Below are 24,922 nucleotides of genomic sequence, written 5' to 3' on the forward strand. Positions count from 1 at the left end.
CCGGCAACAACCCCTGTCGTCCATCCGCCGATGGCGGCGGGACGACCGGATGGAGAACGCTCCCGTCTCCATCCGGCAGGATCACGTTCTAGCCGCCGGACAGGCCGGCCGGCTTGCCCACCACCACCACGAGGGCGTCGCGGGCGGTGGCGAGCCGCCCGGCCACCCGCTTCAGGTCGTCGAGGGTGACGGCGGCGATGAGGGCGTTGCGGCGGTCCACATAATCGATGCCCAGGTCGTCGAGCTGGATCTGCAGCAGCTGCCCGGCCACCTTGGCGGAGGTATCGAAGCGCAGGGCATAGCTGCCCATCAGGTAGCTGCGCGCCTCCTCCAGCTCGGTGGCGGTGGGGCCGTCCTTGAGGATGCGGCGGAACTCGTCGGTGATGATGGCGATGGATTCGCCCGCCCGCTCGTTCTTGGTGGCGGTGCCGGCAAACCAGAGCCCCGTATGGGAAAGGGCCACCTGATAGGAATAGACCGAGTAGGCAAGCCCGCGGGCCTCGCGCACCTCCTTGAACAGGCGCGAGGAAAACGCGCTGCCGCCGAGGATGTGGTTGAGCACGAAGGCGGGGATGAAGTCCGGGTCGCGGCGCTCCAGCCCCCCCGTGCCCATCACCACCACGGACTGCGGCACGTCCAGGGAGATGACATCCACCGTGCCGATCTTCTGCGGCGACACGTTCGCCACGGGGGTGAGGGTGGCGGTGGCGGGCAGGGCGCCGAAGATGATGTCGAGCCGCCGGCCCAGCTCCGCCGCATCGATGTCGCCCACCACCGCAACCCGCAGGTTGGAGCGGGCGAAGGTGCGCCGGGCAAAGCCGGCCACGTCGTCGCGGGTGATGCGCGGCACGCTGTCCAGCGAGCCGTCCACGGGCCGGCCATAGGGATGGTCGGGGAAGGCGAGGGTGAACCAGCGGTCGTTGGCCAGGGCGTTGGGCTCGGTGGACCGCCGGCGCAGCATGGCCATCTGCGATGCGCGGATGCGCTCCAGCGCCTCGGTGTCGAAGCGCGGCTCGCTCACGGCGAGGCGCAGGAGCTCGAAGGCCTTTTCCCGGTTTTCCGAGAGGGTGCGCAGGGAGCCGCGAACCTCGTCCCGCCCGGCATCGAAATGCAATTCCACCGCATGGTCGGCCAGCGCATGCTGGAAGGCGGCGGCGTCGAGCGGGCCGGCGCCCTCGTCCAGCAGGGACGAGGCGAGGTTGGCCACGCCGGGCAGGTCCTTGGCGTCCTGGGAGGCGCCGCCGAGGAAAGCGAACTCCATGGCGATGAGCGGCAGGGTGGTGTCGTGCACCAGCCAGGCCTTGATGCCGCCGGGGCTCGTCACCTCGGTGATGCGGCTGGACTGGGACTGGGCCGCGGTACTGGACAGGAGCGAGAGAGCCATCGTCACCATCGCGAAGAAGAGAGGGCCGGCGCGCAGGGCGCTGCCGGCGGCATCAAGGAAACGCACGGCGGCCGCCTTCACGAGCGGCTGTCCTTGCGCGCCGGCTCGGGCTTCGTCGCACCCTTGGCGGCGTCCGGCGCGGCCTTGGCTTCCGACGCCATCAGGTATCCGGTCACGGCGCGCCCGGCCACCAGATAACGCTGCGCGGCGGCCTTCACCTGCTCCGCCGTCACCGCCTTGACGCGGTCCGGCCAGGCCTGAACATCCGCGGCGGAGAGGCCGGTGGCCCAGGCCGCGCCGTAGATGCGCGCCAGCGTCGCCTGGTTGTCCTGGGCGTAGATGGTGTCGGCGGTGAGTTGGGTCTTGGCGCGGGCCAGTTCCAAATCGTCCACGCCCTTGTCCTGCAGGTCGGCGATCACACCGTCCACCGCCGCTTCCAGCGCCTCCAGGCTCACGTCGGGCCGGGGCGAGGCATAGGCGACGAAGCGCGTCGTATCGTATGCGGTGCTTTGATACCAGGAACCGGCGCCGGCGGCGAGGCCTTTCTCCGCCACCAGGGTGCGATAGAGCCGGCTGGTCTGCCCGCCGCCGAGGATCTGGGCGAGCACTTCCAGCGCCTCCGCCTCGCCGGGCTGGGCGGTGCGGGAGGACGGCACCAGATAGCTGCGCTGCAGGCTGGGCTGGGCCACCCGCGGATCGGCCAGCGAGACGCGCCGGTGGGCGCGGGGCTCGGGCTCCTGCGGGCGGGCGCGGGGCGGGGTGTCGGCGCGGGCCACCTTGCCGTAGGTCTTCTGCGCCAGTTCCTTCACCGCCTCGGGATCGACGTCGCCCGCCACCACCAGCAAGGCGTTGTTGGGGGCATAGAAGCGGCGATAGAAGGCAAGGGCGTCCTCGCGGTTCAGCCCCTTGATCTCGTGCTCCCAGCCGATGATCGGGTGCTGGTAGGGGTGATTCACATAGGTCGTGGCCTGCAGCACCTCGGAGAGGCGCGCGCCGGGATCATTGTCGGTGCGCATGCGGCGCTCTTCCAGCACCACGTCGCGCTCGGGCAGCACCACTTCGTCGGAGAGCTTCAGGCCGGTCATGCGGTCGGCCTCGAAGCCCATCACCTTTTCCAGGTGCTCCTTGGCGACCCGCTGGAAATAGGCGGTGTAATCCTGCGAGGTGAAGGCGTTCTCCTGCCCCCCGAGACGCGCCACTTCGGCCGAGAACTGGCCCTGGGGGTGCGCGTCCGTGCCCTTGAACATCAGGTGCTCAAGGAAATGGGCAATGCCGGACTTGCCCGGCTGCTCGTCGGCCGATCCCACCTTGTACCACACCATGTGGGTGACCACCGGGGTGCGGTGATCGGGGATGACCATGACCTGAAGGCCGTTGTCGAGCTGGAACTGGGACACCTTGGGGCCGGCGGCTTCGGCAAGGCGGGACGGCAATGCGGCCGCGCTGGCGGCGAAAATGGCAATCATGGCGAGGCGGCTCATCTGCACGTGGCGATCTTCCGGTATTGCGCGCCCCGAACGGTGCGCACGTCAAGGATAGATAAGGCGCTTCGCCGCCGGTTTAAGGGCAGGCGCCCCGGCGGGGCCGCACCTCGGCCCCTTCCACCCCCGCCCGTGCCGTTGCGGGACGGCCTATTGCTGGCGATCGAACAGGGTGGGGAACTTGAACGGCTCCTTCTTGTCCTCCACCACCCCATAGGGGGCGTTGGGGGCCGGAGTCTGGTAGCCGGGCGGCGGCTGGAGCAGGTTTTCACGCTCGGGCTCGCCGTTGAAGGTGAGCTGGTCCTGCTTGCCGGTCACGCTGTTCATCCAGCCGGTGAAGCCGAGCTGGCTGGGCATGAGCACGTCGCGCTGCGAGCCGGCGCCCACCGGCTCCGTGGGCGCGTTGCTGGCGGTGCCCAGGGTGGTCCGCCGGCCCTTGTTCAGCTCCGAGGGCAGCAGCGGCCGGCCGGGATCGTCCCGCACCACCGGCTGCTTGGCGGCTTCCGCCTCGCGCTTGCGGCGGGCCACGTCCGGGTCCTTGGGCCAGTTGGGGTGGGCCTCGGCGGCGCTGGCCTGGGGCGGGGGCAGGGATTCGGGCGTCTTGGGCGGCACCACCAGGGGGGCGCGCTCGCGATAGTCGATCTCGGGCTTGGCTTCCTCTTCCTTCAGGCCGAGGAATTCCAGCGCATTGTCCATGAAATTGCCTTCGAAGCCCTGGGCGGCGGCAGGCGCGGACCCGGCGGCGGCGAGGCCCGTGCTCAAAATGCCGGCATACACAAGGGCGCGCAGCGCGGACGGGACGGGGGATTTCAGGCTCATGGGCATCAGGCTCACGCGCAAAGAGGCATCGACGCGCATGGGTTCTTTCCCTCAGGGCTCGCGCTCAGCTTCGGATTTGGCCGCCATTGGCGCGGCCGAGGGCGGCATTTTTGAGGCGCGGCTGAAGAAAGCATCATAAAGCAGCAGCCCGACCCCGACAACGACCGCGACATCGGCCACGTTGAAGACGTACCAGCGGTAGCCGAAAGCGTGCAGCGACACGAAATCGAACACCGCGCCATAGACCACCCGGTCCACCGCATTGCCGATGGCGCCGCCGATGAGCAGGCCGAGGCCGAAGGCCTCCAGCCGCCCACGGGCGCGGCTGAGCCAGACGGTGAACAGCAGCGCCGCCGCCACCTTGATGGCCACCAGCACCCAGCGCCCCGTCTCCCCCTGCGGAAACAGGCCATAGCTGATGCCGTAGTTCCACAAGGCGACGAAATCCAGGAACGGCGCCACCGGGTGCAGCGGCTGCGGCCACTGGCCGGCCCAGGCGATGACGAGGGTCTTCGTGGCCTGGTCCGCCACCAGGGTGACGAGGGCCACGAGCAGGCCGAACAGCACGTTGCCCATCGTCATCCTCCAGCTGGTTCGCGCGCGGTGCCGCCGCGCCTCACTGCGCCGCCGCGCGGGCGGCGGCAAGCTCGCGCAGGGCGGCCGCATCCCGCAGGGTCACGTCCGGATAGTCCGGGTCCGTGCCCACCTCGCGCGAGATCTTCCAGGAGCGGGCGCACTTCCTGCCCTCGGCGCGGACGGGCACCACGGCCACCCCCGGCACTTCGGCGAGGCGGAAGGCCTCCGCCGGCCCCTCGCCGCGGATGAGGGTGGCATCGGAGGTGATGGAGATTTCCGCAAGGTCGAGCCCGTCCAGCGCATCGGCCAGCGCCGCATCGGCCACATGAACCTCAGGCGCCGCCTCCAGCGACGAGCCCATGCGCTTGGCGGAGCGCTCCACTTCCAGCGCGCCCAGCACCACCCGGCGGATGAGGCGCACCTTGCGCCACTGCTCCGCCAGCGCCTCGTTCCGCCATTCAGCCGGGGTTTCGGGGAAGGTGAGCAAATGCACCGAGCCTTCTTCATCCCCGGTGCGGGCGATGTACGCCTCCTCGCAGGTGAAGGCGAGGATGGGCGCGAGCCAGGTGACGAGCCGGTTGAACACCTCGTCCAGCACGGTGAGGCAGGCACGCCGCGTTACCGAGGAGAGGGGATCGCAATAGAGCGCATCCTTGCGGATGTCGAAATAGAAGGCCGAGAGCTCGATGTTCATGAACTGGGCGAGCGCCGCATGCACCTTCTTGTAGTCGAAGGCGGCATAGGCGGCGCGGATCTCCCCGTCCAGCTCCGCCAGCCGGTGCAGGATGAAGCGCTCCAGCGACGGCATGTCGGCGAAGGCCACCTTCTCTTCGGGCCGGTAATGGTGGAGCGAGCCCAGCAGCCAGCGGATGGTGTTGCGCAGCTTGCGGTAGGTGTCGGCCGTGGACTTCAGGATTTCCGGGCCGATGCGCAAATCGTCCGCATAATCGGAGGCGCACACCCACAGGCGCAGGATGTCGGCGCCGGACTGCTTGATGACGTCCTGCGGCGAGGTGACGTTGCCCAGCGATTTCGACATCTTGCGCCCGTCCTCGTCGAGGACGAAGCCGTGGGTCAGCACCACGTCATAGGGCGGGCGGCCGCGGGTGCCGCAACTCTCCAGCAGCGAGGAATGGAACCAGCCGCGGTGCTGGTCCGAGCCTTCCAGATACATCACCTTGTCGCGGCCCTGCGGCGGACGCTCGGCCTTGAGGTCGGGGCGCACCTCCAGCGTGAAGGTGTGGGTGGAGCCACTGTCGAACCACACGTCGAGCACGTCGTCCACCTTGGCCCAGCCCTCGCCCGCCCGCTCGGCGAGGAAGCGGGCGCTGGCGCCCTCCTTGAACCAGGCGTCGGCGCCCTCGGCAGCAAACGCCTCGGCGATGCGGGCGTTGACCGCGGCGTCCTTGAGAATTTCCACCGTGCCGTCGCCCTTGTCCTTCACGAACACGGCGATGGGCACGCCCCAGGCGCGCTGGCGCGAGACCACCCAGTCGGGCCGGTTCTCGATCATGCCGGTGATGCGGTTCTCGCCCGCCGCCGGCACCCATTCCACCGTCTTGATGCCGGCGAGCGCGCGGGCGCGCAGGGTGTCGGGGGCGTTCCCACCCACACCGTCATGCTCCGGCTTGACCGGAGCATCCATGGCGCCGCCCGTGCCAGTGGGCCCTCCGGTCAAGCCGGAGGGCGACGGCAGAGCAAAATCCTGGTCCATCGCAATGAACCATTGCGGCGTGTTGCGGAAGATCACCGGCTTCTTGGAGCGCCAGGAATGGGGATACTGGTGCTTCACCCGCCCGCGCGCGAGCAGGTTGCCGGCCTTGATGAGGGCGTCGATGACGGCGCCGTTGGCATCGCCCTTCTCGCCCTTCTCGGTGATGACGCGCCTGCCGGCGAAGCCGGGCGCCTGGGCGGTGTAGAACGAGTCCTCGTCCACCGTGTAGGGGATGGCCGGGCTGATGCCGCGATCCATCAGCCACTGGCGGTGGTTCACCCACGCCTCGAAGTCCTCGCGGCCATGGCCGGGGGCGGTGTGGACGAAGCCGGTGCCGGCGTCATCGGTCACGTGGTCGGCTTCCAGCAGCGGCACCTTGAAGGTGTAGCCGCCGAGGCCGAGGTCGGCGAGCGGATGGGCGAGGATGAGGCTGCCGACCACATCGGCTGGAACATCGCCGCGCCGCTCATAAGCGGTGACGCGGGCGGCCTTGAACACGTCGTCGGCCAGCTTGTCGGCAAGGATCAGTCGGTCGCCGGCCTTGGCCCAGTTGTCGGCGGGCGCGTCGGTGACCTCATAGATGCCATAGGCGATCTTCGGCGAATAGGTGACGGCCCGGTTGCCGGGCATGGTCCACGGGGTGGTGGTCCAGATGACGACACATGCATCATGCAGAAGAGCCCAAAGCTCATTATCCTCGAGCACCTGCTCCTGACTTCCGCGCACCCCAAAAGTACCCGGATTGCCTTTGACCGGAAACTTCACCCACACCGTATCACTCGTAAAATCCTGATACTCCACCTCGGCCTCGGCCAGCGCGGTCTTCTCCACCACCGACCACATCACCGGCTTGGAGCCGCGGTACAACAGCCCGTTCTGCGCGAACTTCATGATCTCGCGGGCGATCTGCGCTTCCGCCATGAACGCCATGGTGGTGTAGGGGTGGTCCCAGTCCCCTTCCACGCCCAGGCGCTTGAACTCGTCCCGCTGCTTGCCAACCCACTCTTCGGCATAGGCGCGGCATTCCTGGCGGAAGGCGACCATGGCGGCGGCGTCGGAGAAGTCGGGCTTCTGCTTGCCCTTCTTGCGGTAGTTCTCCTCCTCGATCTTCCACTCGATGGGCAGGCCGTGGCAGTCCCAGCCGGGGACGTAGTTCGAGTCGTAGCCCAGCATCTGCTGGGAGCGCGTCACCACGTCCTTCAGGATCTTGTTGAGCGCGTGGCCGATGTGGATGTTGCCGTTGGCATAGGGCGGGCCGTCGTGCAGCACGAAGCGGTCGCGGCCGCGCCCGGTCTCGCGCAGGCGCTCGTAGAGCTTCAGGCGCGCCCAGCGCTCCAGCAGCTCGGGCTCCAGCTTCGGCAGGCCGGCGCGCATGGGGAAGGCCGTTTCCGGCAGGAACAGGGTCTTGGAATAGTCCGCAGCGGAGGCTTCGGCGGACGGCTTGGTCTCGGACTTCTCGGTCATGGAACGCTCGGGGGATGAAGGCAAGGATCGGGCGGAAAGATCCCGGCAGCCCCCGCGCGCTCAGCCGCGCCGGCGGGGGGCCGGGCCGATAATTCGCGCCGCGAGGGGGCGGGCACGGCAGGGCAGCGTGCCGCGAAGCTGGGGACATCCGCTCATGCTGCGGCTTCTAGCAGGCACGGGGGGCCGGGAAAAGCCCGCAGATCGGCGCGCGGCTCCGCCTGCCGGCGGCCGGACCCTGCGGCGGGACAAAAGAAAACCCCGGCACAAAGGTGCCGGGGCTCCTGGTTCCCCTCTTTTTAAAGAACCGCGGGGCGGCGGCGAGGCCGCCCCGTCCCTGTCACGAGTGGTAGGCGCGCTCGCCGTGCTCGTTGATGTCGAGGCCCTCGCGCTCCACATCGGTGGACGGACGCAGGCCCACCACCACGGAGAGCACGAACAGGATGACGGCGGTGCCGATACCCGACCACACGACGGTGACGAGCACGGCCTTGATCTGCGCCATGACCTGGGTGGCCATGTCGTAGGAGGCCACCGCGCCGGCGGCGTAGTCGAAGATGCCCGTGCCGCCCAGCGCCGGGCTCACCAGGATGCCGGTGGCGATGGCGCCCACGATGCCGCCCACGCCATGCACGCCGAACACGTCGAGCGCGTCGTCATAGCCGAGCGCGTTCTTGATGGCGGTGCAGAAGATGAAGCAGATCGGGGAGACGATGAGGCCCAGAACCAGCGAGCCCATGATGGACGAGAAGCCGGCGGCGGGCGTCACGGCCACGAGGCCGGCGACGATGCCGGAGGCGAGGCCCAGCATGGAGGGCTTGCCCTTCACCAGCCATTCCACGAGCATCCAGGAGACGGCCGCGGCGCAGGTGGCGATGAAGGTGTTCATCATGGCCAGGCCGGTCAGCGCATTGGCTTCGAGGTTCGAGCCCGCGTTGAAGCCGAACCAGCCGACCCACAGCAGGGAGGCGCCGACCATGGTGAGCGTCAGCGAGTGGGGCGAAAGCGCCTCCTTGCCGTAGCCGATGCGCTTGCCGACCATGATGCAGGCCACGAGGCCGGCGATGCCCGCGTTGATGTGCACCACGGTGCCGCCGGCGAAGTCGATGGCGCCCATGGAGAAGATGTAGCCGGCATCGGCCAGCACCGCATCCAGGGCTTCCTGGGCCGCGGTCTTGGCTGCGCCGTCAGCCGCGGCGGCGAGCGCCTTGGCGGCGGCGTCGATGGCGTCCGGGCCGGCCCAGTACCACACCATGTGGGCCATGGGGAAGTAGATGAAGGTGACCCAGAGCGGCACGAACAGGACCACCGCCGAAAACTTGGTGCGCTCTGCGAACGCGCCGAAGATCAGGGCGGGGGTGATCATGGCGAAGGTCATCTGGAAGATGATGTAGACGATCTCGGGAATCGCCACGCCCACCGAGAAGGTGGCCGCCAGGCTCTCCAGCGTCACGCCGCTGAGGAAGGCCTTGGAGAAGCCGCCGATGAAGGCGGAGCCGCCGGTGAAGGCGAGGGAGTAGCCGTACAGCACCCAGATGAGGCCGACGATGGCCACGCAATAGCCCACCTGCATCAGCACGGAGAGCATGTTCTTGGCACGCACGAGGCCGCCGTAGAACAGCGCGAGGCCGGGCAGCGACATCATGAGCACCAGGAGGCTGGAAACCAGCATCCAGGTCACGTCACCCTTGTTCACGGTGGGGGCGGCGGCTGCGGCTGCGGCGGTCGTGGTGGCGTCGGCCGCCGGTGCGGCCGTCTGGGCCAGCACCGGCGCGGCAAACGCCGCCGCCAGGAGAAGCGCGGGAAGCCCCACGCGGGACCACGTCTTGGACATCATGGATGAAAGCTCCGTCGAATGAGGAAGGCTCAAAGCGCGTCGGCGTCGGTCTCGCCGGTGCGGATGCGCACGGCGTGGTCGATCGGGAAAACGAAGATCTTTCCGTCGCCGATCTGGCCGGTCTTCGCGGAGGCGGTGATCGCTTCCACGACCTTGGACACCTGGTCGGCGGACACCGCCACCTCGATCTTCAGCTTCGGCAGGAAGCTCACGGCATATTCGGCGCCGCGGTAGATCTCGGTGTGGCCCTTCTGCCGCCCGTACCCCTTCACCTCGGTGACGGTCAGACCGTGGACACCGATACCGGTGAGGGCGTCGCGCACCTCCTCCAGCTTGAATGGCTTGATGATGGCCATGACGATCTTCATGGATCGGTCCCTGTCCCCTGATGCCCGCTGCGCCCCCAGCGGGTGCAGGCGGTGTTTCTCTCGCTGCGGCTTCGCCGAGCGGGTCGGGGAGATCCGCGCCGCGGCTGGCAAGCCTGACCGGTGGGAATCAAGTACCGTGCCAAGCGGCCCCGGGGGCCGACTCGCGTGCTTATTTTTACGCCACGCAGCGTGCGAGGGGGGCTGCGCCCTCGCGTTGCCGCTTTTTATGTCTGTTTTTCACTCACGATGCCCAAGAAGCGTTCATCACCCCGGCGGGGGCAGGGTTTTCACTCCCCCCGGGGTGTAACGCGCCGCATCAGGCCTTCCTGTGTCGCTGAAGCGACGAGAACGCCGTCCCGCGTAAAGAGCTGGCCCCGGCAGAAACCCCGGGAGCCATGCGCGGCGGGGCTCTCCTGGGCGAAAAGCACCCAGTCGTCGGCGCGGAAGGGGCGGTGGAACCACACGGCATGGTCCAGGCTCGCCACCTGCATGTCGCGGTCGAACACCGATTTGCCATGGCGCACGAGCGCCGCCTGAAGCAGCGAAAGATCCGAAGCATAGGCAAGCACCGCCTGATGCGTGGGCAGATCGTCCGGCAGTGGCCCGCGGGTCCGCACCCAGACGCTGGGCTGCAGGGTGGCGGTGGAGCCGAGATAGGTGGGGTCCGCCGTCGGCTTCACCTCCAGCGGGCGCAGCGCCATCCAGTCGCGCCGGGCCGCATCCGGGAAGCGGGCGAGCAGCCGCTCCCGCCAGGTGTGGTCCTCCGGCAGGTCCTCGGGCATGGGCACGTCCGGCATCGCGGACTGGTGCTCGTAGCCGTCCTCCGCCAGCTGGAACGACACCGACATGGAAAAGATGGCCTGCCCGTGCTGGATCGCCACCACGCGCCGGGTGGTGAAGGAGCGGCCGTCGCGAATGCGGTCCACCTCATAGATGATGGGCACGCGCGGATCGCCGCCCAGGAGGAAGTAGCCGTGCAGCGAATGGGCGACGCGCTCCGCCTCCACCGTGCGCCGCGCCGCCACCAGCGCCTGCGCCACCACCTGGCCGCCGAACACCCGGCCGCCGCCCGGCGAGCCGCTGCGACCCCGGAACAGGTTGATCTCCAACGGCTCCAGATCAAGGATGCCGAGAAGGGTTTCTACGTCGGACGTGGATCCGGTCATGGGGCTCGGCTCGCGCGGGGGCCTTCGCGCATGGTGCGCTGGGGCCTTGGGGGAAGGAGCGCGAGGACGCCATGGCGCGCTTGCCGGCGTCAAGCCCCTATGCGTCATCTGCCTGCCGTTTGGGTCTGTCCCGGCGGCGGGCGGGCCTTGACGAAAGCCGTCGCCGCGTGTCCGTCGTCCGGGCGCCCCTGAAGGAGAAAGTCATGGACCGCGTGAGCCCGTCGCCATCGGATGCCGCCAGTCACCTTGCCGCCGTGATGCATGGCGAGCTTGCCCCGGGCGCGGGGACGGCCGCCGACGTGGCCATTGCGGGCGGGGGCCTCGCCGGCCTCAGCCTTGCCCTCGCCTTGCGCGCCGGGCTCGGGCCGGATGCCGCCATCGTGCTGTTCGATCCGGCGCTGGCGAAGGCCACCATCGACGACGGACGGGCTTCGGCCATCGCCGCCGGCGCCCGCCGGCTCCTCACCACCCTGGGGGTCTGGCAGCGCATCACCGCGGCGGTGGAGCCCATTCGGACCATGGTGGTGACCGACAGCCGCACCCGCGACGTGGCGCGCCCCACCTTCCTCACCTTCGACGGCGACGTGGAGCCGGGCGAGGCTTTCGCCCACATGGTGCCCAACGCCGCCCTCCAGTACGCCCTCATCGACGCCGCCCGGGAAGCGGGCATCGACCTGCGGGCCGAGGCGGTGAGCGATTTCCGCGTGGAGGGGGCCGGCGTCGCCCTCGTCGCCGGCGCGCCGCTGCGGGCGCAGCTTCTCGTCGCCTGCGACGGGGCGCGCTCGCGCATCCGCACCATGGCGGGCATCACCAGCGTCTCCTGGGGCTACGGCCAGAGCGCCATCACCTTCACCGCCGAGCACGAGCGAGCGCACGAGGGCCGCGCCGAGGAGCACTTCCTGCCCGCCGGCCCCTTCGCCACCCTGCCCCTGCCGGGGAACCGCTGCTCCATCGTGTGGACCGAGCGCACGGCGGATGCCGAGCGCATGCTGGCGCTGCCCGCCCTCGCCTTCCAGGAGGAGTTCGAGCAGCGCTTCGGCCACCGCCTGGGATGGGTGAAGCCGGTTTCGACCCCGCGGGCCTACCCGCTGGGCTTCGCCATGGCGCGGTCCTTCATCGGCGAGCGCCTCGCTTTGGTGGGGGATGCGGCCCATCTCATCCACCCCATTGCCGGGCAGGGGCTGAACATGGGTCTGCGCGACGTGGCGGCGCTGGCCGAGGCGGTCACCGACGCGGCGCGGGTGGGGCTCGATTTCGCCGCCCCCGCAGTGCTGGAGCGCTACCAGCGCTGGCGGCGGTTCGACACTTTGGCCATGGGGGTGGCGACGGACGGCCTGAACCGCCTGTTCTCCAACCATTCCGACGCGCTGCGGGCGCTGCGCGACGTGGGCCTCGGCCTGGTGGACCGCATGCCGCGCCTGAAGGGCCTGTTCATCAAGGATGCCGCAGGCCTCACCGGCGCCGTGCCGAAGCTGTTGCGGGGCGAGCCGCTCTGAGGCCGGCTCAGGGCAGGGGTGCGAGGAAGCCGGGGATGGCCGCCACCAACGCCGGATCGAGCGGGGCGGCGCGGTCCCCATAAACCGCGATATTGCCGGCGCGATCCGTGGGGCCGGAGCCGGCAATCACCAGGACGGCGGGCGGGTCGCCGCCGGCCGGGCCAGGGAGCCGGCCAGTCCGCCCTGCCGCCAGTCCTGCTCGATCACGTCCGGCATGTGCGCGGCCGCCGGCGGGGCGAGGAGGCCGTCAGCAGCGAGGGCGAGGCATCCCCGGCGGCTGACGGCGCCCGTCACTTTGCCAGTTCGCTCTCGTCCATCTGGCGCGCTTCGTCCGCCAGCATGATCGGGATGCCGTCGCGGATGGGGTAGGCGAGGCGGGCGGGGCGCGAGATCAGTTCCTGGCGCTCGCGATCATAGTCCAGCCGCGCCTTGGTGACGGGGCAGACCAGGATTTCGAGCAGCTTCGGGTCCACGGCGTGGCCGGGGCGCGGGGATTGGGTCATTTCGTCTCTCGCTGCAATGCCTTGAGGGCGCGGCCGGGTCCCCCCGGCGCGGCGGGTGCCACCATAGGCGTGATCGTTGCGGACGAAAACGCTTCTGTCGCCAGCCAAGGCCCGCCGCAATCCATCACATCCGGTGATGCGGGCATCAGCGGGATTTGCTGTCCTGCCCGGCACGCGCCCCTTAAGACCACCTTCCGGCGCGCCTTCAGGCTGCCGGACCGCGATGCGCGGTGGTCCCGCGTTCCCGGTGTTTCGGGGACGGGGCGCGAAACCGGACAGATCGAGACCCGCCATGGATCGCCGCCTGCTGCTCGGCCTCGTTCTCGGCTTCGTCGGCGTCGTCATGTTCGGCGCCACCTTGCCGTTCACCCGGCTGGCCCTGGGCGAGATGAGCCCCTGGTTCATCTCCTTCGGCCGGGCGGCTCTGGCGGGGCTTGTGGCGCTGGTGATGGTGGTGGCGACGCGCCGGCCCTGGCCGTTGCGCGAGCCGGCGACCATGCGTGCCCTCGCCGTCGCCAGCCTCTGCCTCATCTTCGGCTTTCCGCTGCTGATGGCGGTGGCGACGCAGACCGTGCCGGCCGCCCATGGCGGCGTGGTGCTGGGCCTGCTGCCGCTGGGCACCGCCCTGGCCGCCATGCTGCTGGCGGGGGAGAAGCCCGGGGTGGGCCTGTTCGTGGCCTCTGCCGCCGGGGCCGGCCTCGTGGTCGCCTTCGCCCTGCGCAATGGCGGTGCGGGCGCCTTCGGCTATGGCGACATGCTGCTGTTTGCGGCGGTGGTGGTGTGCGCCGTGGGATATGCGGTGAGCGGACGGCTCGCGCGCCGGCTGATGGGGTGGGAGGTGATCGCCTTCATGCTCATATTGTGCCTGCCGGTGACGCTGCCGGCGGCGCTCATCACCTTCCCCTGGGGCGCTCCGGTGGGTGCGGCGTCGTGGGCCGCCTTCGCCTATCTGGGGCTGGTCAGCCAGTTTCTCGGCTTCTTCTTCTGGAATGCGGGCCTGGCCATGGGCGGCATCGCCCGGGTGGGGCAGGTGCAATTGCTGCAGACCTTCGTCACCGTGGGCCTCGCCTGGCCGGTGAACGGCGAGGTGCCGGACGTGGAGACGGCGCTGTTCGCCATCGCCGTGGTGGCCACGGTGGCGCTGGCGCAGCGGATGCGCACCCGGCCGCTGCCGCCGGCGGGGTGAGCCGAGGGCCGGGCCGAAACGAAAACGGCCCTCCGAGGAGGGCCGTTCCCGATAGCTTGCAGCGCCGCAAGGCCTTGCGCGCGCCGGGCGGGGCCCGATCAAGCCGCCCGGGAACGGGCGGTGATGAGCTTGCGGTTCACCAGCACCTCGGCGATCTGCACCGCGTTGAGTGCCGCGCCCTTGCGCAGATTGTCGGAGACGCACCAGAAGTTGATGCCGTTCTCCACCGTCGGATCGTCCCGCAGGCGGGAGATGTAGGTGGCGTCCTCGCCCGCCGCCTCGTGCGGGGTGGCGTAGCCGCCGGGCTCGCGGGTGTCGAGCATGAGGATGCCCGGCGCCTCGCGCAGGATCTTGCGGGCATCCTCCGCCGAGAGCTCCTTCTCGAACTCCACGTTCACCGATTCCGAGTGGGAGATGAACACCGGAACCCGCACGCAGGTGGCCGTGAGCTTGATCTTGGGATCGAGGATCTTCTTGGTCTCGACCACCATCTTCCATTCTTCCTTGGTCGAGCCGTCGTCGAGGAAGACGTCGATCTGGGGAATGAGGTTGAAGGCGATGCGCTTGGGAAACTTCTTCGGCTCCACCGGATCGGAGACGAAGATGGCGCGGGTCTGGGTGAACAGCTCGTCCATGGCGTCCTTGCCGGCGCCGGAGACGGACTGGTAGGTGGAAACCACCACCCGCTTGATGGTGGCGGCATCATGCAGCGGCTTCAGCGCCACCACCAGCTGCGCCGTGGAGCAATTGGGGTTGGCGATGATGTTCTTCTTGGTGAAGCCGACGATGGCGTCCGCATTCACCTCGGGGACGATGAGGGGAACGTCCGGGTCCATGCGCCACTGGGAGGAATTGTCGATGACGACGCAGCCCGCCGCGCCGATCTTCGGCGACCATTCCTTCGACACGGCGCCGCCGGCCGACATGAGGCAGATGTCGGTGTCGGAGAAGTCATAGGTCTCCAGCGCCTTCACCTTCAGGGTTTTCTCGCCGTAGGAGACTTCCACGCCCTGCGACCTGCGCGAGGCGAGCGCGACGACCTCGTCCGCGGGGAAGCCCCGCTCGTCGAGGATCGAGAGGATCTCCCGGCCCACGTTGCCCGTGGCGCCGACGACGGCGACCTTGTAACCCATGCTGTTCCTCGGAAATTGCCGGCCCCTTCGGCCGGAACCGCAGCTTTTAGGCTGAATGGGGCATCCTTGCAAATCCAGGATGCGTGAGCGCGGCGGTGTTGCGTCAGCGCAACGCGGACGCCCGGAGGATGTGGGAACCATCTTCCGATGGGTCCGTTTCCTTGCTAAGGGCGCCGGACTGCCGTAATCCAGTCAAGGTCGACCGCTGCGTCGTCTCGGGAGGTTGCCATGCGTGTCGCGCCCTACATCACCTTCGCCGCTGCGCTCAGGACAGCGCTGACGCTGGCGTCCGCGGTGGCGCTGGCCGGTGTGCTCTCCATCGCCGGGCCGGACACCGCCTCCGCCCAGCAGACCAAGAAGAAGAGCACGAACATCGAGCTGTCCAAGCGCTCCTATCTGGACGCCGGAACGGTGGTGAAGCCGGGCTCCAAATCCTATCTGGACTATGCCCTCCCGCCGGGCTGGTTCTATCCGGGCTATGGACAGGGTGGCGCCGCGGGACCGGGTCCCATCACCGGGCTGCGCCAGCCGCTGCCGGGTCCGTTCGACCTGCCCGGCTACTGAAGCGCCGCGCCGATGCTGAAGGGGCCGCGGGTGCGGCCCTTTTTTTGCGGCCTTTAATCACGTTACATATCAGTGATTATTTTAGCTTTCCGTAAAATGGATGACAATAAGAGGATCACACGGCATAACGGCCGCTTGTTCGCGGCGGCGCCGCATTCCGAGCCGATAGGGCCCCCCATGCCCCGCCTTTCCCTCGCCGTGCCAGTCTTCGGCCATGCACGGCGCAGCGTCATTCCCGGCTTTCGTCTGGCCCTTGGGCTGACGCTGCTCTATCTCGGCCTCATCGTGCTGCTGCCCATCGGCGCGCTGCTGCTGAAGGCGGCGGGGGTGGGCTTCGAGGGCTACATTGCCATCATCACCTCGCCCCGCACCCTGGCTTCGTTCCAGGTGACGCTGTCCACTGCCGCGCTGGCGGCGCTGTTCAATGCGGTGTACGGCCTTGGCCTCGCCTGGGTGCTGGTGCGCTACGATTTCCCCGGCCGGCGCCTGCTGGACGCTCTGGTGGACGTGCCGTTCGCGCTGCCCACCGCGGTGGCCGGGCTTGCCCTCACCACCTTGTTCGCCAGGAACGGCTGGTTCGGCGCGCCGCTGGCGCAATGGGGCATCGAGGTGGCCTATGCCCCGGCGGGCATCGTCTGCGCCATGGCCTTCACCTCCATTCCCTTCGTGGTGCGCACGGTGCAGCCGGTGCTGGAGGATTTGGAACCGGAGCTGGAGGAGGCGGCGGCGACGCTGGGCGCATCGGACCTCACCATCTTCCGCAAGGTCATTTTCCCGGCCCTGTTCCCCGCCTTTCTCTCCGGCACCTCGCTGGCGTTCGCGCGCTCGCTGGGCGAATTCGGGGCGGTGGTGTTCATCGCCGGCAACCAGCCGTTCCGCACCGAGGTGGTGGCGCTGCTCACCTTCATCCGGCTGGAGGAATATGATTATGCCGCGGCGGCCGCAGTGGCGGTGACCATGCTGGGCCTCGCCTTCCTCATGCTGCTCATCGTCAATGTGGTGCAGGCTTGGCACCAGCGCAGCGCCATGGGGGACGCCTGACATGGCGGCGCCAACCAACCGCAACCGGCTGCGGGTAGGCGACGGGCGCGCCACCCGCTGGGGGATCACCGGCCTGGTGCTGGCGGTGACGGCGGTGGCGCTCATTGCGCCGCTGGCCATCATCTTCACCGAGGCGCTGGGCCGCGGCGTCGGCCCCTATTTGGAGGCGCTGGCCCGGCCGGATACGCTCCATGCCATCGGCCTCACCATCTTCACCGCGCTCATCTGCGTGCCGGTGAACATCGCCTTCGGCATCGCCGCCGCCTGGACCGTCACCAAATTCACCTTCCCCGGCCGCAACCTGCTGCTGGCGGTGGTGGAGCTGCCCTTTTCCATCTCGCCCATCGTGGCGGGCGTGGCCTATCTCTTCGTCTATGGGGCGCAGGGGCTGCTGGGCCCCTACCTGCAGGCGCACGATATCAGGATCATGTTCGCGGTGCCGGCCATCGTACTGGCCAGCCTGTTCGTCACTGCCCCGTTCGTGGTGCGCGAGCTGGTGCCGCTGATGATGGCGCAGGGGCGGGAAGAGGAGGAGGCGGCCGTGAGCCTGGGCGCCTCCGGCTTCGACGTGCTGCGCCTCGTGACCCTGCCCAATGTGCGCTTCGCCCTGCTCTACGGGGCGGCGCTGTGCAATGCGCGGGTGATGGGGGAGTTCGGCGCGGTGTCCGTGGTGTCGGGCAACATCCGTGGCCAGACATCCACCCTGCCGCTGCAGATCGAGCTGCTCTACCAGGACAGCCACGTGCTCGCCGCGTTTGCGGCGGCCACGGTGCTGGCGGGGGTCGCCCTGTTCACGCTGGTGGCGAAATATCTCATCGAGCAGGCCGAAGTGCGCCGCGGCGAGCGCCTTGCGCCCCGCGCGCCGGGCCATTGAGCCTTGCGGCCGGGCGCGGCCGATTCCCCGTTCAGGCGGCGGGGGCCACCGTCCTGCGGGGCCGGATCAGGAGCGCGGCACGGGCAATCCCAGCACCGCGGGGGAGGCCGGCGACTGGGCCGGGCGGTGGGCGCGCTCCTTGCGGGCGAGCCGCGCTTCCCGGCGGAAGCGGCCCTGCCGCAGCCAGGTCACCGTGCCCCCGGCCACCACGCCCACGATGAGCGCGCCGAACACGAGGGCGAACAGGGGCAGCGTCACCGCAAGGGCGGGCGCATCGGGCGAGAAGGGATCGAGGGAGAGGGTCACCGGCTTGCGGTTCGCAACCGCAAGGGCGATGGCGAGGACCGACAGGGGCAGCCCGATGAGAATGGAGAGAAGGCGGTTCACGGCGCTACTTCCCGGCGTTGAGACGCTCGCGCATCTCCTTGCCGGTCTTGAAGTAGGGGACGGTCTTTTCGCTCACGTCCACCTGCTTGCCGGTGCGGGGATTGCGGCCCACGCGGGCGTCGCGCTTCTTCACGGAGAAGGCGCCGAAGCCGCGCAATTCCACCCGGTCGCCACGCTCCAGCGCCGAGGCGATCTGTTCGAGAATGGCGTTGACGATGTTCTCCACGTCCCTCTGGTAGAGGTGCGGGTTGGCCTCGGCGATCTTCTGGACGAGCTCGGACTTGATCATGGTGGCCGAAATTCCCCTCTTGATCGATCCGCCGGGTCCGGTGGATGCGCCTTTTCTTATGACGATTCCGTCATTTACGGCCCCTTGTCGAGCCCTTTTCACCCGCCGTCGCGAGGGTGCCAGAGGGCTAGAAGGCCGTCAAGCTGGGCCCGGTCCATCGCGCCCTTCGCCGCACCGGTGAGCACGGCGGCCGCCTGCGGGAAGCCCAGGGCGCTGACCGCGGCATGGACCGAGCCGAGCAGCCAGCCGAATTCGTCCCCGGGCTGGTCGGTCTTCCAGGCGCGCACCTTCAGGTCGGCCGGCACGCCCTTTTCGCGGGCGAGCCAGGCGCGGGCGGTGCGCTCGTCGCCAAGCTCGTCCACCAGTTGAAGTTCAAGCCCCAGATGGCCGGTGAACACCCGCCCGTCCGCCACGGCGGCGAGCTTGGCGTCGGAGAGCTTGCGCCGCTCGCCCACCAGCCCCTTGAACCAGGCGTAGCTGTCCACCACCAGCGCATCCACCGCGGCCCGGGCTTCCGGCGAGGTGGGGCTGTAGGGGTTGGGCGAGGCCTTCAGCGGCGAGGACTTGATGTCCTCCACGGTGACGCCGACGGTCTTCAGCAGTTCGGTGATGTTCGGGTATTGATAGATCACACCGATGGAGCCCACGAGGGCGTTGCGGCGGGCGATGATATGGTCGGCGCCCAGCGCCGCCACATAGGCGCCGGATGCGGCGACGCCTTCCACCACCGCCACCACCGGCTTCTTGGCGGCGAGGCGCCGCAGGGCGTCGTAGAGCTGCTCCGATCCGGTCACGGTGCCGCCGGGGCTGTCGATGGAGAGGATGACGGCACTGGCCCGCGAGCGGCCGATCTCCTCCAGCATCTCCACCCGCTCGCGATCGTTGCGGATGAGGCCGCCGATGGTGACGCGCGCCACATGGGGCATGGAGGCGGGAATGGAGCGGCCGATGACGGCCACCGCCCCCACGGCGAGGGCCGCGATCACGCCCAGCACGCCCAAGGTCCGCCAGAAGGTCACCTTCCGGCGCAGGCGGCGGCGTTCGACGATCTGGTCGGCGTCGAGCGACATGGGGCTTCTCCTCCTCGCGCCCGGCCCCGGGGGACGGGGCGGGCGAACCGCGGGACTTAAGCGGGCCGGAGGCCGCTTGGCAAGGCTGGGCGCTCCGGCACGGCGTCTGCGCCCGGCCGCATCACCAGTGGTGGCTGCGCGGCGCGCCCTCGCGCCATTCGCTCAGCCGGCGGCGGGTGGCGGGCGTCAGGTCTTCGGGCAAAGCGTCGAAGGTGAAGAACTCTGCAGCGACTATCTCCAGGTTGCGCTCCGGCCGCGGGCCGATCACGAGCGGTCCGGCCTGGAACAGCGCCACATGGTCGCGCCCACCCACCTGCGGATTGAAATAGAGCCCCACGAGGGACAATCCGCCCTCCGGCCCCCCCGCCACCTCCACGTTGGTCTCCTCGCGCAACTCCCGGTGGGCCGCCTCGATGGCGGTTTCGCCGAGGTCCACCCCGCCGCCGGGCAGGTGCCAGCCGGAAACATAGGTATGGCGCACCAGCAGCAGCCGCCCGGCGTCGTCGCAGGCGAGGACGCGGACGCCGAGGGTCATGCCGTGCCGGACACGGCGCACGATATTGAGCAGCGAAAGCATGGCGCAAGCATAGCGCAAGCCGAAGGCCTGCGCGCGCCGTCACGGTGTGGGGGCGGGTCCCCGATTGCAGGTGCGGCTGTGGCGGAACGCCTCTCCCGCAGGTGAGGGTCCTAACGGGGCCGGGCCGCACCCGGCGGTGTCACACCGGGGCCGGCGCCGGCGGGGCGCCTTCCCGCGCCTCGATGTCCTGCGCGCGGCGGAAGGCCGGGCGGGCGGTGCAGCGCTCCACATAGGCGGCCATGGCGGGCGTGGGCGTAACCACCTTGAGCAGGTGGATGCCGTACCAGATGTCGGTTCCCAGCATCACGTCGGCGGCGCTGAAGTCCGTGCCCAGCAGCCAGGGGCCGGTGGCAAGCGCCTGGTCCACCACCTCCATCACGCGGTCGTAACTGCCCCAGCCGGCGGAGGCGCGCGGCAAGGCGATACCGGTCATCTTCTGCACGAAGGCGGGCTCCATGCACGCCGCCGAGAAGAACAGCCAGTGCAGGTAACGGCCGCGGGCCGGGTCGTCGATGGCGGGCGCGAGGCGGGCGGCGGGGGCAAGGTCGGCCACATAGGTGCAAATGGCCGCACTCTCGGCAAGCTGCGCCGCGCCGTGGGTCAGGGCCGGCACCTTGCCCATGGGGTTGATGCGGCGGAAGGCGGGATCGTCCTGGGCGCCGGAGCGGATGTCGATGAAGACCCGCTCGTAGGTCAGGCCGGATTCCTCCAGCATCCACAGGGCTCGGAAGGCCCGTGACCGTGGCGCCCAGTAGAGTTTCATCGCCATTCTCCCGCGCATGATGCGGGGCAAGGCTCCGGCCAATCCGGTGGCTGCGTCGTCCCTCATTTGGGGGAGGCGCCGGGCCCGGGTGGATCGCATGCCGGCGAAGGGCCTTGCGATCCGGCGTGGGGCATGGATAATACCAAGACGGCCTGGGGTGCCACGCATCATGCGCGGCTGAGATCACACCCATCGAACCTGTCTGGGTCATGCCAGCGTAGGGAGATGCCGATGAGCGAGAGCTTGTCGAACGTTACATCATCGTCGGGTCCTTCCTCGTCAGCCGGCGCGCCGCCGGGCGGGTCGCGGCCACGCGTCGCCATCGTCGGCGGCGGGGTCATCGGGCTGGCGCTGGCCTGGCGTCTTGCCCGCGCCGGCTGCCCGGTGGACCTGTTCGACGCCGGCGAGACCGGCCAAGGCGCCAGCAGGGCCGCCGCCGGAATGCTGGCGGCCTGCGCGGAGGCGGAGCCGGGCGAGGAGGGGCTGATGGCCCTCAACCGCGCCAGCCAGGCCCTGTGGCCGCAATTCGCCGCCGAGATGGAGGCGCAGACCGGCCTTGCGGTGGACCTGCGCACCGAAGGCACGCTCACCATCGCGCTTACCGCCGACGATCTCGCCCGCCTGAAGCACCTGCACGCGCTGCAGACCAGCCTGGGCCTTCCGGTGGAGTGGCTCGGCGCCGCCGAGGTGCGCCGGCGCGAGCCTTACCTCTCGCCGCGCCTCGCCGGGGCGGTCCTCACCCCCGAGGATCACCAGGTGGACAACCGCAAGGTGGCGGTGGCGCTGAAGGCGGCGGCGCTCGCGGCCGGCGCGCGGCTGCACGAGCACTGCCCCGTCACCCGCGTGGAGACCCAGGGCGCCCGCGTGCGCGGCGTGGTGGCGGGCGGCGCCTTGCATGACGCCGACCAGGTGGTGCTTGCCGCCGGCGCCTGGAGCCGCGGCATCGACATTTCCCCCGCGGCGCCGCTGCCGGTGCGCCCCATCAAGGGGCAGATGCTGGCCCTGCGCATGGACCCTGCCGCGCCCATCCTCTCCCATGTCCTGTGGGCGCCGGGGGCCTATCTGGTGCCGCGCCGCGACGGGCGCCTCATCATCGGCGCCACGACCGAGGAGAAGGGCTTCGACACCGACCTCACCGCCGGCGGCCAGCTGGCGCTGCTCACCAATGCGTGGCGCGCCCTGCCGACGCTGGAGGAATTGTCCATCGTGGAGCAATGGGTGGGTTTCCGCCCGGGCAGCCGGGACGACGCCCCAATCCTTGGCCCCAGCGCGCAGGTGGAGGGGCTGGTCTATGCCACCGGCCACCACCGCAACGGCATTCTCCTGCTGCCGGTGACCACGCAGGTGATCGCCGATCTGGTGCTGGAGGGACGCATGGCGCCGGTGGCCGTGCCGTTCGGCGCGGCGCGCTTCCAGCCGCGTGCGGCGGCGGAGTGAGGCCGGTGGAGGCGACAGCCGGCAGCCCGGGCGGGGTCGATCTGAAGGTGAACGGCGCCGCCGAGCGACACGCCGTCGCCACGGTGGCCGATCTGCTGCGGGCCAAGGGGCTGGACCCCGGGCGCAAGGGCATGGCGGTGGCGGTCAACGGCGCGGTGGCCCCCCGCCGCACCTGGGCCGAGGCGCCGCTTTCCGCCGGCGACGCCGTGGAGATCATCGAGGCCAAGCAGGGCGGTTAGCGCCCTGCAATGCCGACAAAGCAGGGCGGTTAGCGTCCTGCAACTGCAACAGGCGAAGCGGGTCGGGCCTGCCTTCGCGAACCCCTGAGGGTGCCGCACCGGTGCCGGGAAGACAGTCCATGAACGCAAATGCCGATCCCCTCGTCATCGCCGGGCGGACGTTCCGCTCGCGCCTGTTCCTCGGCACGGCCGGCTACCCCAACCAGAAGGCCTTCCTCGACGCCCTTGAGGCGTCCGGCTCGGAAATGGCCACCGCCTCCATCCGCCGCATCAGCCTCGCCGGCTATGAGGAGAGCCTGACGGACCTGCTGGCCGGGCGCGTTCACATCCTGCCCAACACCGCCGGCTGCCAGACCGCCAAGGACGCAGTGCTCACCGCCGAGCTGGCCCGCGAGGCGCTGGAAACCAACTGGGTGAAGCTGGAGGTGATCGGCGACCGCGAATTGCTCTATCCCAATGTGGAGGAGCTGCTGAAGGCCACCGAGGAACTGGTGGGCCGGGGCTTCGTGGTGCTGCCCTATTGCAACGATGACCCGGTGACCTGCCAGAAGCTGGCCGATCTGGGCGCCGCCACGGTGATGCCGCTGGGCTCCATGATCGGCACCGGGCTTGGCATCGCCAATCCGCACATGATCGAGCTGATCTGCGCGCGCTCCCCGGTGCCGGTGGTGCTGGATGCGGGCATCGGCACGGCCTCGGACGCGGCGCTGGCCATGGAGCTGGGCTGCGCGGCGGTGCTGCTCAACACGGCGGTGTCGAAGGCGCATGATCCGGTGCGCATGGCGGCAGCCTTCCGCCATGCGGTGGAGGGCGGGCGCCTGGCCCGGCTGTCGGGGCGCATTCCGAAGAAGCTGCACGCCGAGGCGTCGAGCCCCGAATTCGGGCTGGTGGGGAGCTGACCCCCTGACCGCCCTGCCGGCGCCGCCGCTGCTGCTCATCACCGACCGCGCGCTGGCGGGCCGCGACCTCGCGGAGGTGGTGGCTTCCGCCTGCGCTGGCGGCTGCCGCTGGGTAAGCTTGCGGGAGAAGGACCTGTCCGCGGTGGACCAGATCGACCTCTTTGCCCGCTTGCGCGCCGTGACAACGCCCTTTGGCGTGCGCCTGACGCTGCATGGCCCCCCAGAGCTGGCGCTGGCGGCGAGTGCGGACGGCGTGCATCTCTCCGGCGGCGGGGACGCAGCGGCGGCGCGGGCGCTGTTGGGGCCGGAGGCGCTGGTGGGGCTCTCCACCCATACTCTGGCCGAGGCCGCCGCTGCCGATCCGGCGCTCCTCGACTACATCACGGCGAGCCCGGCCTTCCTCACCCGCTCCAAGCCGGGGCACGGCCCGGCTTTGGGGGTTGAAGGACTTTCGGCGTTTGCCCGTGCCTCAGCCGTGCCGGTGGTGGCCCTCGCCGGCATTGATGCCGAAAACGCGCCCGCCTGCCTTACGGCCGGGGCCAAGGGCGTCGCGATCATGGGCGCAATCATGTGCGCGGACGATCCGCGAGCAGCCTTTGCCGCGCTGACCGCGCGCGCATCATCCGCAAGCTGATCCATCGGGGAACAGTCTCGGCTTTTGCGTGTACCCCGGCGCTGGTAGGCTTGGCCGCAGCGGGGGAACCGCCAAACAAGGGGCATTCCAATGACGATCAATCGCCGCACGCTGCTCGCGGGCCTCGTCGCCTGCCCGGTCTGCGCCAGCGCCGCCCGCGCATCCGAGGGGGCGCACTGGACCTATGAAGGCCATGGCGGGCCGCAGGAATGGGGCGCGCTGGAACAGGGCTTCTCCGCCTGCTCCGTTGGCACCCAGCAATCGCCCATCAATCTCGAAGGCGCGGTCAAGGCGGAAAGTGCCGGACCGACCCTCGCCTGGAAGCCGTTCGCCTACAAGGTGGTGAACAACGGCCACACCATCCAGGCCGACGTGACCGGCGACGGCGGCACGGCTACCCTCGGCGGCAAGACCTATGCGCTCAAGCAGTTCCACTTCCACGCGCCGAGTGAGCACGCGATCGACGGCAAGCGCACGGCCATGGAGGCCCATTTCGTCCATGCGGCGCCGGAGGGCGGGCTTCTGGTGGCGGGCGTCTTCATGGTGCCGGGTGCGGCCAATGCCGCCTTCTCGTCGATCATGGCAGCCGCACCGCGCAAGACGGGAGACAAGACGCTTGATGCCCCGCTCGACCCCGCCGCGCTGCTGCCGTCGACGCGCGGCACCTACCGCTATGAGGGCTCGCTGACCACGCCGCCCTGCTCGGAAATCGTGGACTGGAACGTCTTCGCCGCCCCCATCGAGGTGGCACAGGCCGACATCGACGCCTTCCGTGCCATCTTCCCCATGAACGCCCGCCCGCTGCAGGCGGTGAACCGGCGCTTCCTGCTGCGCCTCAACTGAGGCGCGGGGATCACCTGTCGCGCCCCGCCGCCAGGCGGGGCCTATCCTTGCCTGCGCAGGGAGATGCCGCGCGGCTCCATAGGGGCGGATCGCGCCCTAACTTAAGGATAGAGAACGCGTTCTCTAACGCCGCAGAACAGAAAAAGGGCCGGTGCAGCGCACCGGCCCTTTCCGTTTCCGA

26 protein-coding genes and 1 riboswitch are annotated in these 24,922 nt (G+C 69.6%); of the genes, 10 read left to right on the forward strand and 16 right to left on the reverse strand.

The genetic code is table 11. The features are described 5' to 3' along the window. Positions 1-88 precede the first annotated feature (88 nt). The 8 genes from ACI7BZ_RS05795 to tesB all read right to left on the reverse strand — a co-directional run bounded on the left by ACI7BZ_RS05795 (position 89) and on the right by tesB (position 10,806). Entirely contained in the window at positions 89-1,450 is a 1,362-nt protein-coding gene (locus ACI7BZ_RS05795) for a M16 family metallopeptidase (protein ID WP_414116236.1), read from the reverse strand. 11 nt (positions 1,451-1,461) lie between these two features. After that, positions 1,462-2,865: a M16 family metallopeptidase gene (locus tag ACI7BZ_RS05800; RefSeq protein WP_414116237.1), complete on the reverse strand. Its 1,404-nt coding sequence runs from the start codon at positions 2,863-2,865 to the stop codon at positions 1,462-1,464. 150 nt (positions 2,866-3,015) lie between these two features. Continuing rightward, entirely contained in the window at positions 3,016-3,723 is a 708-nt protein-coding gene (locus ACI7BZ_RS05805) for a hypothetical protein (RefSeq protein WP_414116238.1), read from the reverse strand. 12 nt (positions 3,724-3,735) lie between these two features. Then, a complete protein-coding gene (gene lspA / locus ACI7BZ_RS05810; protein ID WP_414116239.1) occupies positions 3,736-4,266 on the reverse strand; it encodes a signal peptidase II in 531 nt (176 codons plus the stop codon). 34 nt (positions 4,267-4,300) lie between these two features. Further along, the gene (gene ileS / locus ACI7BZ_RS05815; protein ID WP_414116240.1) at positions 4,301-7,438 is read right to left on the reverse strand and encodes an isoleucine--tRNA ligase; all 3,138 of its coding nucleotides are present in this window, start codon (positions 7,436-7,438) and stop codon (positions 4,301-4,303) included. Positions 7,439-7,775: 337 nt separating this feature from the next. Then, positions 7,776-9,272 carry an ammonium transporter gene (locus ACI7BZ_RS05820; RefSeq protein WP_414116241.1) on the reverse strand — a complete coding sequence of 499 codons (1,497 nt, stop codon included), beginning with the start codon at positions 9,270-9,272 and terminating at the stop codon, positions 7,776-7,778. A 29-nt stretch (positions 9,273-9,301) separates the two neighbouring features. Continuing rightward, positions 9,302-9,640: a P-II family nitrogen regulator gene (locus ACI7BZ_RS05825; protein ID WP_414116242.1), complete on the reverse strand. Its 339-nt coding sequence runs from the start codon at positions 9,638-9,640 to the stop codon at positions 9,302-9,304. A 287-nt stretch (positions 9,641-9,927) separates the two neighbouring features. Beyond that, positions 9,928-10,806: an acyl-CoA thioesterase II gene (gene tesB / locus ACI7BZ_RS05830; RefSeq protein WP_414116243.1), complete on the reverse strand. Its 879-nt coding sequence runs from the start codon at positions 10,804-10,806 to the stop codon at positions 9,928-9,930. Positions 10,807-11,063: 257 nt separating this feature from the next. Between tesB and ACI7BZ_RS05835 the strand changes: the two genes are divergently transcribed. Next, positions 11,064-12,302 carry a ubiquinone biosynthesis hydroxylase gene (locus ACI7BZ_RS05835; RefSeq protein WP_414119099.1) on the forward strand — a complete coding sequence of 413 codons (1,239 nt, stop codon included), beginning with the start codon at positions 11,064-11,066 and terminating at the stop codon, positions 12,300-12,302. Between the two features lie 126 nt (positions 12,303-12,428). On the opposite strand, the gene ACI7BZ_RS05840 is transcribed toward ACI7BZ_RS05835, so the two are convergent. Both ACI7BZ_RS05840 and ACI7BZ_RS05845 read right to left on the reverse strand, forming a co-directional pair. Continuing rightward, entirely contained in the window at positions 12,429-12,596 is a 168-nt protein-coding gene (locus ACI7BZ_RS05840; protein ID WP_414116244.1) for a hypothetical protein, read from the reverse strand. Then, complete coding sequence (locus ACI7BZ_RS05845; RefSeq protein ID WP_414116245.1) at positions 12,593-12,805, reverse strand: Trm112 family protein; 213 nt, start codon at positions 12,803-12,805, stop codon at positions 12,593-12,595. The genes ACI7BZ_RS05840 and ACI7BZ_RS05845 overlap by 4 nt, the downstream gene beginning before the upstream one ends. A gap of 292 nt (positions 12,806-13,097) precedes the next feature. On the opposite strand from ACI7BZ_RS05845, the gene ACI7BZ_RS05850 reads away from it, so the two are divergent. Continuing rightward, positions 13,098-13,991: a DMT family transporter gene (locus ACI7BZ_RS05850; protein WP_414116246.1), complete on the forward strand. Its 894-nt coding sequence runs from the start codon at positions 13,098-13,100 to the stop codon at positions 13,989-13,991. Between the two features lie 98 nt (positions 13,992-14,089). On the opposite strand, the gene ACI7BZ_RS05855 is transcribed toward ACI7BZ_RS05850, so the two are convergent. Further along, positions 14,090-15,124, reverse strand: a complete 1,035-nt coding sequence (locus ACI7BZ_RS05855; RefSeq protein ID WP_414116247.1) for an aspartate-semialdehyde dehydrogenase — start codon at positions 15,122-15,124, stop codon at positions 14,090-14,092. Between the two features lie 228 nt (positions 15,125-15,352). On the opposite strand from ACI7BZ_RS05855, the gene ACI7BZ_RS05860 reads away from it, so the two are divergent. The 3 genes from ACI7BZ_RS05860 to cysW all read left to right on the forward strand — a co-directional run bounded on the left by ACI7BZ_RS05860 (position 15,353) and on the right by cysW (position 17,603). Beyond that, on the forward strand, positions 15,353-15,688 hold the full coding sequence (locus ACI7BZ_RS05860) for a hypothetical protein (RefSeq protein WP_414116248.1): 336 nt from the start codon (positions 15,353-15,355) through the stop codon (positions 15,686-15,688). 177 nt (positions 15,689-15,865) lie between these two features. Continuing rightward, positions 15,866-16,729 carry a sulfate ABC transporter permease subunit CysT gene (gene cysT, locus ACI7BZ_RS05865; RefSeq protein WP_414116249.1) on the forward strand — a complete coding sequence of 288 codons (864 nt, stop codon included), beginning with the start codon at positions 15,866-15,868 and terminating at the stop codon, positions 16,727-16,729. A 1-nt stretch (position 16,730) separates the two neighbouring features. Continuing rightward, positions 16,731-17,603, forward strand: coding sequence for a sulfate ABC transporter permease subunit CysW (gene cysW, locus ACI7BZ_RS05870; RefSeq protein ID WP_414116250.1), 873 nt, complete (start codon positions 16,731-16,733; stop codon positions 17,601-17,603). Between the two features lie 66 nt (positions 17,604-17,669). On the opposite strand, the gene ACI7BZ_RS05875 is transcribed toward cysW, so the two are convergent. From ACI7BZ_RS05875 to ACI7BZ_RS05895, 5 genes are all read right to left on the reverse strand, one after another. After that, positions 17,670-17,990, reverse strand: a complete 321-nt coding sequence (locus tag ACI7BZ_RS05875; RefSeq protein WP_414116251.1) for a lipopolysaccharide assembly protein LapA domain-containing protein — start codon at positions 17,988-17,990, stop codon at positions 17,670-17,672. 4 nt (positions 17,991-17,994) lie between these two features. Then, on the reverse strand, positions 17,995-18,279 hold the full coding sequence (gene ihfB, locus ACI7BZ_RS05880) for an integration host factor subunit beta (protein ID WP_169121801.1): 285 nt from the start codon (positions 18,277-18,279) through the stop codon (positions 17,995-17,997). Between the two features lie 98 nt (positions 18,280-18,377). Continuing rightward, positions 18,378-19,349: a signal peptide peptidase SppA gene (gene sppA, locus ACI7BZ_RS05885; RefSeq protein WP_414116252.1), complete on the reverse strand. Its 972-nt coding sequence runs from the start codon at positions 19,347-19,349 to the stop codon at positions 18,378-18,380. A 121-nt stretch (positions 19,350-19,470) separates the two neighbouring features. Next, entirely contained in the window at positions 19,471-19,944 is a 474-nt protein-coding gene (locus tag ACI7BZ_RS05890) for an NUDIX domain-containing protein (protein ID WP_414116253.1), read from the reverse strand. Positions 19,945-20,065: 121 nt separating this feature from the next. Beyond that, entirely contained in the window at positions 20,066-20,689 is a 624-nt protein-coding gene (locus ACI7BZ_RS05895; RefSeq protein WP_414116254.1) for a glutathione S-transferase family protein, read from the reverse strand. Positions 20,690-20,832: 143 nt separating this feature from the next. Further along, positions 20,833-20,932, forward strand: a riboswitch (TPP riboswitch). Here ACI7BZ_RS05895 and thiO point away from each other — a divergent pair. The 5 genes from thiO to ACI7BZ_RS05920 all read left to right on the forward strand — a co-directional run bounded on the left by thiO (position 20,921) and on the right by ACI7BZ_RS05920 (position 24,741). After that, positions 20,921-22,126: a glycine oxidase ThiO gene (gene thiO, locus ACI7BZ_RS05900; protein WP_414116255.1), complete on the forward strand. Its 1,206-nt coding sequence runs from the start codon at positions 20,921-20,923 to the stop codon at positions 22,124-22,126. It overlaps the preceding riboswitch by 12 nt. A gap of 5 nt (positions 22,127-22,131) precedes the next feature. Next, complete coding sequence (gene thiS, locus ACI7BZ_RS05905; RefSeq protein ID WP_414116257.1) at positions 22,132-22,365, forward strand: sulfur carrier protein ThiS; 234 nt, start codon at positions 22,132-22,134, stop codon at positions 22,363-22,365. Positions 22,366-22,484: 119 nt separating this feature from the next. Next, positions 22,485-23,264 carry a thiazole synthase gene (locus ACI7BZ_RS05910; RefSeq protein WP_414116258.1) on the forward strand — a complete coding sequence of 260 codons (780 nt, stop codon included), beginning with the start codon at positions 22,485-22,487 and terminating at the stop codon, positions 23,262-23,264. Next, positions 23,164-23,898 carry a thiamine phosphate synthase gene (locus ACI7BZ_RS05915; protein WP_414116259.1) on the forward strand — a complete coding sequence of 245 codons (735 nt, stop codon included), beginning with the start codon at positions 23,164-23,166 and terminating at the stop codon, positions 23,896-23,898. The genes ACI7BZ_RS05910 and ACI7BZ_RS05915 overlap by 101 nt, the downstream gene beginning before the upstream one ends. A gap of 90 nt (positions 23,899-23,988) precedes the next feature. Further along, positions 23,989-24,741, forward strand: a complete 753-nt coding sequence (locus ACI7BZ_RS05920; protein ID WP_414116260.1) for a carbonic anhydrase — start codon at positions 23,989-23,991, stop codon at positions 24,739-24,741. Positions 24,742-24,922 lie beyond the last annotated feature (181 nt).

This window comes from Xanthobacter sp. AM11, assembly GCF_047444035.1.
Classification (GTDB): Bacteria; Pseudomonadota; Alphaproteobacteria; order Rhizobiales; family Xanthobacteraceae; genus Xanthobacter.

Coding starts and splice junctions, on each gene's coding strand:
- ACI7BZ_RS05800 (WP_414116237.1), bottom strand. CDS start 2,865: ATGAGCCGCCTCGCCATGATTGCCATTTTCGCCGCCAGCGCGGCCGCA.
- ACI7BZ_RS05805 (WP_414116238.1), bottom strand. CDS start 3,723: ATGCGCGTCGATGCCTCTTTGCGCGTGAGCCTGATGCCCATGAGCCTG.
- lspA (WP_414116239.1), bottom strand. CDS start 4,266: ATGACGATGGGCAACGTGCTGTTCGGCCTGCTCGTGGCCCTCGTCACC.
- ileS (WP_414116240.1), bottom strand. CDS start 7,438: ATGACCGAGAAGTCCGAGACCAAGCCGTCCGCCGAAGCCTCCGCTGCG.
- ACI7BZ_RS05820 (WP_414116241.1), bottom strand. CDS start 9,272: ATGATGTCCAAGACGTGGTCCCGCGTGGGGCTTCCCGCGCTTCTCCTG.
- ACI7BZ_RS05825 (WP_414116242.1), bottom strand. CDS start 9,640: ATGAAGATCGTCATGGCCATCATCAAGCCATTCAAGCTGGAGGAGGTG.
- tesB (WP_414116243.1), bottom strand. CDS start 10,806: ATGACCGGATCCACGTCCGACGTAGAAACCCTTCTCGGCATCCTTGAT.
- ACI7BZ_RS05835 (WP_414119099.1), top strand. CDS start 11,064: ATGCATGGCGAGCTTGCCCCGGGCGCGGGGACGGCCGCCGACGTGGCC.
- ACI7BZ_RS05845 (WP_414116245.1), bottom strand. CDS start 12,805: ATGACCCAATCCCCGCGCCCCGGCCACGCCGTGGACCCGAAGCTGCTC.
- ACI7BZ_RS05850 (WP_414116246.1), top strand. CDS start 13,098: ATGGATCGCCGCCTGCTGCTCGGCCTCGTTCTCGGCTTCGTCGGCGTC.
- ACI7BZ_RS05855 (WP_414116247.1), bottom strand. CDS start 15,124: ATGGGTTACAAGGTCGCCGTCGTCGGCGCCACGGGCAACGTGGGCCGG.
- ACI7BZ_RS05860 (WP_414116248.1), top strand. CDS start 15,353: ATGCGTGTCGCGCCCTACATCACCTTCGCCGCTGCGCTCAGGACAGCG.
- cysT (WP_414116249.1), top strand. CDS start 15,866: ATGCCCCGCCTTTCCCTCGCCGTGCCAGTCTTCGGCCATGCACGGCGC.
- cysW (WP_414116250.1), top strand. CDS start 16,731: ATGGCGGCGCCAACCAACCGCAACCGGCTGCGGGTAGGCGACGGGCGC.
- ihfB (WP_169121801.1), bottom strand. CDS start 18,279: ATGATCAAGTCCGAGCTCGTCCAGAAGATCGCCGAGGCCAACCCGCAC.
- sppA (WP_414116252.1), bottom strand. CDS start 19,349: ATGTCGCTCGACGCCGACCAGATCGTCGAACGCCGCCGCCTGCGCCGG.
- ACI7BZ_RS05895 (WP_414116254.1), bottom strand. CDS start 20,689: ATGAAACTCTACTGGGCGCCACGGTCACGGGCCTTCCGAGCCCTGTGG.
- thiO (WP_414116255.1), top strand. CDS start 20,921: ATGAGCGAGAGCTTGTCGAACGTTACATCATCGTCGGGTCCTTCCTCG.
- ACI7BZ_RS05910 (WP_414116258.1), top strand. CDS start 22,485: ATGAACGCAAATGCCGATCCCCTCGTCATCGCCGGGCGGACGTTCCGC.
- ACI7BZ_RS05915 (WP_414116259.1), top strand. CDS start 23,164: ATGCGGTGGAGGGCGGGCGCCTGGCCCGGCTGTCGGGGCGCATTCCGA.
- ACI7BZ_RS05920 (WP_414116260.1), top strand. CDS start 23,989: ATGACGATCAATCGCCGCACGCTGCTCGCGGGCCTCGTCGCCTGCCCG.